This window comes from Moorena sp. SIO1F2 (genome assembly GCF_010672755.1).
Taxonomy (GTDB): domain Bacteria; phylum Cyanobacteriota; class Cyanobacteriia; order Cyanobacteriales; family Coleofasciculaceae; genus Moorena.
The window spans coordinates 1-5,578 of the sequence record NZ_JAAHFV010000398.1; the positions used below are offsets into that span (position 1 = coordinate 1).

A 5,578-nucleotide genomic window follows, 5' to 3' on the forward strand; every position below is an offset into this window, starting at 1 on the left:
TATAATCTCTCTATTGCTTACCGTAACCGAATCAAAGGTCAGAAAGCAGAGAATATAGAAAAAGCGATCACTTGTTACCAAGAAGCTCTTACAGTTTATAACTTTGAGGCTTTTAATTACTTAATATCACCGAATCAAAGGTCAGAAAGCACGGAATATTAAACGATCGCTTGTTTACAAGAAGCTCTTAAAGTTTATACATTTGACGAATTTACTAAAAATTGTTTCAGGGTAAACGGATTGAAATTTAGATTAAACGTTAGATATATAATCTCAATAATACTATCAAAACTGAAGAAGCTTTTAGGGTGGGCAAAAACTTGATTATTTTTAAGCTGTCAGGTGTCAGCGCTCAGCGGTCAGCCGAATGCTGATAGTACCTCAAGTAGCGGATAAACTGTTCGCGTAGCGCTTAAGCTGATAACTGATAGCTAATAGCTGATAGCTGATAGCTGATAGCTGAATACTTATGTTGAAATTGTGGATTATCACTAATGACTACCAAACTTCCCCCTATTACTCCCGGTGACATTCTTCTAGAAGAATTTATCAAACCATTCGGCATCAGCCAGAATCAACTGGCTGAGGATATCCATGTACCGATAACACAGATCAATGCCATCGTAAACGGCCAAAAAACCATTACTACCGATACAGCCCTGAGGCTAGCCAGATACTTCGGTACTACTCCCCAATTTTGGTTAAACCTCCAGCAACATTATGAGCTTGAACTAGCCGAAGCAACCCTAGCTGATCAGATTTTGAAAACGATCAAGCCCCTCGCTTCTATTGCGGCAAATGACCATGAAGCGTAAGCTATCAGCTGTCAGCTTAAGCGCTACGCGCACGCTACGCGAACAGCTGTCAGCTATCAGCTTACGGGCATCTTGGTGGAAGGGGCATCAGGTGTGGAATGGGCATCAGGTGTGGAAGCGATGCAGCGCGGTCTTGGGGAGCCAGTGCGGTCTTGGGGGTCTCCCCCATGAGCAACTGGCGTGGTTTCCCCCATGAGCGACTGCATCAAGACACTGGCATCTTGCCAGTTTCAATATATTTTCGGGCTGGCAGGATGCCCACTCTACTCCTATTCATTCCTTAATTCAGCAATTCAGCCCATCTTACCCAACTGCTGGTGGGCAAAAACCCTTTGGTGCTTGTAATAATTCTAGATTATAGAATTTTGCCCACCCTACGCACTCTGGTAAAAGTATCAGTATAAGTCTTAAAAAGTCCCCCTTATTAAGGGGGATTTAGGGGGATCAGTAGACTTGTCAGGTGGGCAAAAACCCTTTGGTGCTTGTAACAATTCTAGATTATAGAATTTTGCCCACCCTACGCACTCTGGTAAAAGTATCAGTATAAGTCTTAAAAAGTCCCCCTTATTAAGGGGGATTTAGGGGGATCAGTAGGCTGGTCAGGTGGGCAAAAAACCTTTGGTGCTTGTAACAATTCTAGATCAGAGAATTTTGCCCACCCTACGCACTCTGGTAAAAGTATCAGTATAAGTCTTAAAAAGTCCCCCTTATTAAGGGGGATTTAGGGGGATCAGTAGGCTGGTCAGGTGGGCAAAAAACCTTTGGTGCTTGTAACAATTCTAGATCAGAGAATTTTGCCCACCCTACGCACTCTGGTAAAAGTATCAGTATAAGTCTTAAAAAGTCCCCCTTATTAAGGGGGATTTAGGGGGATCAGTAGGCTGGTCAGGTGGGCAAAAAACCTTTGGTGCTTGTAACAATTCTAGATCAGAGAATTTTGCCCACCCTACGCTCCCGATTCCCGATTCCCGATTCCCGATTCCCGATTCCCGATTCCCTCAAATTAATCATCAATAACCGCACTCCGGTCAAGCAAAACCAAATCCCGCAATTGTTCCGTATTCATTTCCGTCAACCAATCTTCTCCAGCATCTACAGTTTGTTCCGCTAACTGTTTCTTACTTTCAATAATGTCATTAATCTTTTCTTCCACAGTACCAGTACAGATAAACTTATGGACTTGAACATTGCGTTTTTGACCAATCCGAAACACGCGGTCAGTGGCTTGATTTTCCACCGCTGGATTCCACCAGCGGTCTACATGAAACACATGATTAGCTCTGGTTAAATTCAATCCTGTACCACCCGCTTTCAGAGACAGAATAAATATCGATGGACCATCGGGGTCATTCTGGAAGCGATCAATCATTTCCTCCCGTTGTTTCTTACGAGTTGCGCCATAGAGGAATAAAACTTCCTTGCCAAATTTTTCCTCTAAATAGGGTTTCAGCAATTTCCCCCATTCCGAAAATTGGGTAAAAATTAAGCCACGGTCTCCCTCAGAAATCGCTTCTTCTAACATTTCTTCCAACCGTCGTAACTTACCCGACTGCTGGCTAGACATCAAGGAATTATCTCCTGTTTTCCCTTTCGTCTTTTTCCCTTTACTCTCCAACAGTGCGGGATGATTACACAATTGCTTGAGTCTCAACAACAAGGTCAAAATCATGCCCTTGCGCTTAATCCCCTCAGCTTCTTCAATTTGTGCTAAGGAATCATCCACCAACTGTTGATAAACCGTAGCTTGGGCTGCGGAAAGACCACAAAAAACATTCATTTCCTGCTTTTCGGGCAAATCTTGAATAATAGACTTATCGGTTTTGAGGCGACGGAGGATAAACGGTTGCACTAGCGATCGCATGGTCTGCAAGGAATCCCGGTCGCCAAACTTCTCAATGGGTACAGCAAATCGACGTTGGAAGAATTGGCGATCGCCTAAATACCCAGGATTGAGAAAATCGATAATTGACCACAATTCCGACAACCGATTTTCGACGGGAGTACCGGTTAAGGCAATCCGAAAGCTAGTGGAAAGTTGCTTCACCGCTTGGGATTGCTTAGCGCTAGGATTCTTAATATTCTGAGCTTCATCCAGCACCACCCCCTGCCATTCCACCCCATCCAGGGTAGTCGCATCCCGATGTACTAAAGAATAACTAGTAATGATCACCTGCTTAGTCTTAACTGCCTTAGCAAAGGTTTTCCCTTTAGAGCGTTTATCCCCGTGATGGACAATAGTTTTCAGGGATGGCGCAAATTTCCTTACTTCCCGTTCCCAGTTTCCTAGCACAGACGTCGGACATACCACTAAGCAAGGCCCATTGAGGGTACCTTCTTCCTGAAGATGCAACAGAAACGCAATCAGTTGTGCGGTCTTACCAAGGCCCATATCATCCGCCAGACAAGCCCCCAAACCCCAACGTTCCAGAAACGCCAGCCAGCCCATCCCTCTAGCTTGATAGGGTCGCAATTGCCCCTGAAAACTAGTTGGTTGAGGAATCGGCTCCAGGGATTGATTCCCCTGTAAATTAGTAATTAACTCTTGCAACGCTCCCGATGCTTCAAACTTCACTACTGGTAGTTTTGCCAACGTATTATTATCACCAGTAGTGATCCGCAAAGCATCCTCTACCGACAGAGTCATGTTATCTGTCGAACCCTTAAACATCTCTTGAGCTGCACGGACATCGGACGGTTGTAACGCCATCCATTCCCCATCCACCTCCACTAGCGGTGATTTCAGTGCCATCAAGCGATTAAACTCCCGCTTCGAGATGGTTTTATCTCCAATCGCCAGTTGCCACTTAAACTTCAGTAAGCTTTGGAGTCCTAACCGTTGATTCTTCTTTTGTGGTGGCACTTCCGCCACAAGACTAATCCCCAAGCGTTTGGCTCCCGTGCCTGGTTTCAATCCTGGGGGTAAGACAATACCCAAGCCATTGTTTTGCAACCGCCATGCACTCGCCCTAATGAACTCATACACATCTACTATGGTTAGCTCACAAAACTCAGGACGGGGTTGGTGTAAGCTCGGTTCAATGGGAGGATAGAGTCGAGTCGCTAATCCTAACCCTTTCAGGAACGTTTCCTGAGGTTGTTCAATGGTTCGCTGGTTAATCTCCAATCGCTCTCCGGAGTAATTCCAGATTGTCTCAGCATCCACCACCAGGTCTGGGTCATCAACCGCTTGTAAGCCATAGGCCAAGCACCAACTCTCTTGGTCAGAGGTAGGAGGTTTCAGGATAAAACAAGTACGAAACAGATTTTGCCTGAAGGTCTTAGACGTCGGTGTCACTAAATTCTGTTGCACCGGAGTGTTCCAAGTCGAGAGGGCTGCGGCTAATCGACCTAGGGTTGTTGACTCTAGGGCTAGGGTTTCTGAATTATCTGAATTAGAAGACAAATTAGAAGAAAGCGATCGCAACCATTCCACCATCGGTGAATCTACTACTGGCACCGACTCACCCTTGACAAAATTATGCACCTGTGTATTAACCACACTACTCAAGAATCCCAGTAGCAATTCCTGAGCCTTAACCAAATCGGTTCTAGCTTGAAGGGTCAAGTGTGGAGAACTAACCTGTTGTGGATAAGCACAGCAAGCCGAGGGCATGAGCTTGATATACGTTTCTAGACGGACTTGATCGGTAGTACTATCAATCAGAGGTTGCCAGCAAGCCCTTACCTTACCATCAGGCAATCGGTACAGTCCTGGTAAAAACTTACCCCGATTCAGCAGATCCAAGCTCCAGCGCATCACCTGAGACCAAAAACGTAACTCCCCTCCCAGGTAAGCGTCTGAGCCTTCAAAGGAGCCCAGGGGTAAAGCTTGCAGGAATCTTACCGCTGCCATCGGTTCCAGACTTACCCCTTGCACTTGCCATGGTTGCAATTCCCACTGGGTAGCCTCTGCACTATCCTCTGCACTATCTAACAACAGTTTGCTAGACAGCACTGGATAACCTGGCTCACCCTTGGATGATGGTTGAGTAGGTAAGAGAACAATTTGAGACTGCCACCGATGATGATGTTGAGCGCCACGCTTACGACTACCTGAACGAGCCTTCTCAGACACCTCTAAAAATTGACCAATGGACAGACTACGAGACTCTAAAAAAGACGTCAATTCTTCCTCAGTCATCCCAAAGGGGTGAGATGACATCTCATTGGCAGTTGTTGATATCTGCGCCTTCGTGCGCCAGGTTTCTCCCCAAATAAATAGATGACCACTAGTTTCCCTAGGTATCCAACTGCCATGTAACGTTGCCATAATAAGTAACTTTTGTGTCTTTTTCTGTTATCTAGTCCAGGTTTTGTCGATCAAATTGGCTGAATTTATCCCTTCGGATTAACAGCTATAGTATCTTAATAGATTTTAAAACAAAGGGAGTAGGGAGTAGGGAGTAGGGAGTAGGGAGCAGGGAGTAGGGAGTAGGGAGTAGGGAACAGGGAGTAGGGAGTAGGGAACAGAAATTATCACAATTAATTTAGGATTCCTATAGGGAATTGATGTGATTGGAATTGAGGTAAGCAAAATTAAATTAGTTTAGCTGATCCGGCGATATTAGCCCCAGATAATTTACCGTTATATTAAGATATATTCGATTATTAAAAAATTAGATATATACTAGTATAATTAAGCAATATTTATGATAACATAAAACGGTTAAATACTTTGAGATAGTACTGAAAAAATTGTTAAAATTTAAGTAAAATATATGTCTATTAGTGATAGTATTCAGTAGGATTGAAAGTCTTAAAGA

At 44.4% G+C, this 5,578-nt stretch carries 3 protein-coding genes; 2 read left to right on the top strand and 1 reads right to left on the bottom strand.

Features of this window, described 5'->3' with window-relative positions; all coding sequences use genetic code 11:
* Positions 1-494: 494 nt before the first annotated feature.
* Together F6J94_RS29260 and F6J94_RS29265 are read left to right on the top strand one after the other, a co-directional pair.
* Positions 495-815 (top strand): HigA family addiction module antitoxin, encoded by a 321-nt coding sequence (locus tag F6J94_RS29260; protein ID WP_293046791.1) that lies wholly within the window; start codon positions 495-497, stop codon positions 813-815.
* Positions 805-1,011, top strand: coding sequence for a hypothetical protein (locus F6J94_RS29265; protein WP_293046792.1), 207 nt, complete (start codon positions 805-807; stop codon positions 1,009-1,011). Before F6J94_RS29260 ends, F6J94_RS29265 begins: the two co-directional genes overlap by 11 nt.
* 807 nt (positions 1,012-1,818) lie before the next feature.
* Here the strand turns inward: F6J94_RS29265 and F6J94_RS29270 are convergent.
* The gene (locus tag F6J94_RS29270) at positions 1,819-5,085 is read right to left on the bottom strand and encodes a DEAD/DEAH box helicase (RefSeq protein WP_293046793.1); all 3,267 of its coding nucleotides are present in this window, start codon (positions 5,083-5,085) and stop codon (positions 1,819-1,821) included.
* Positions 5,086-5,578 lie beyond the last annotated feature (493 nt).

What these genes read in the sequence shown, in the direction of transcription:
- F6J94_RS29260 (WP_293046791.1), top strand. Translation starts at nt 495, where the DNA reads ATGACTACCAAACTTCCCCCTATTACTCCCGGTGACATTCTTCTAGAA.
- F6J94_RS29265 (WP_293046792.1), top strand. Translation starts at nt 805, where the DNA reads ATGAAGCGTAAGCTATCAGCTGTCAGCTTAAGCGCTACGCGCACGCTA.
- F6J94_RS29270 (WP_293046793.1), bottom strand. Translation starts at nt 5,085, where the DNA reads ATGGCAACGTTACATGGCAGTTGGATACCTAGGGAAACTAGTGGTCAT.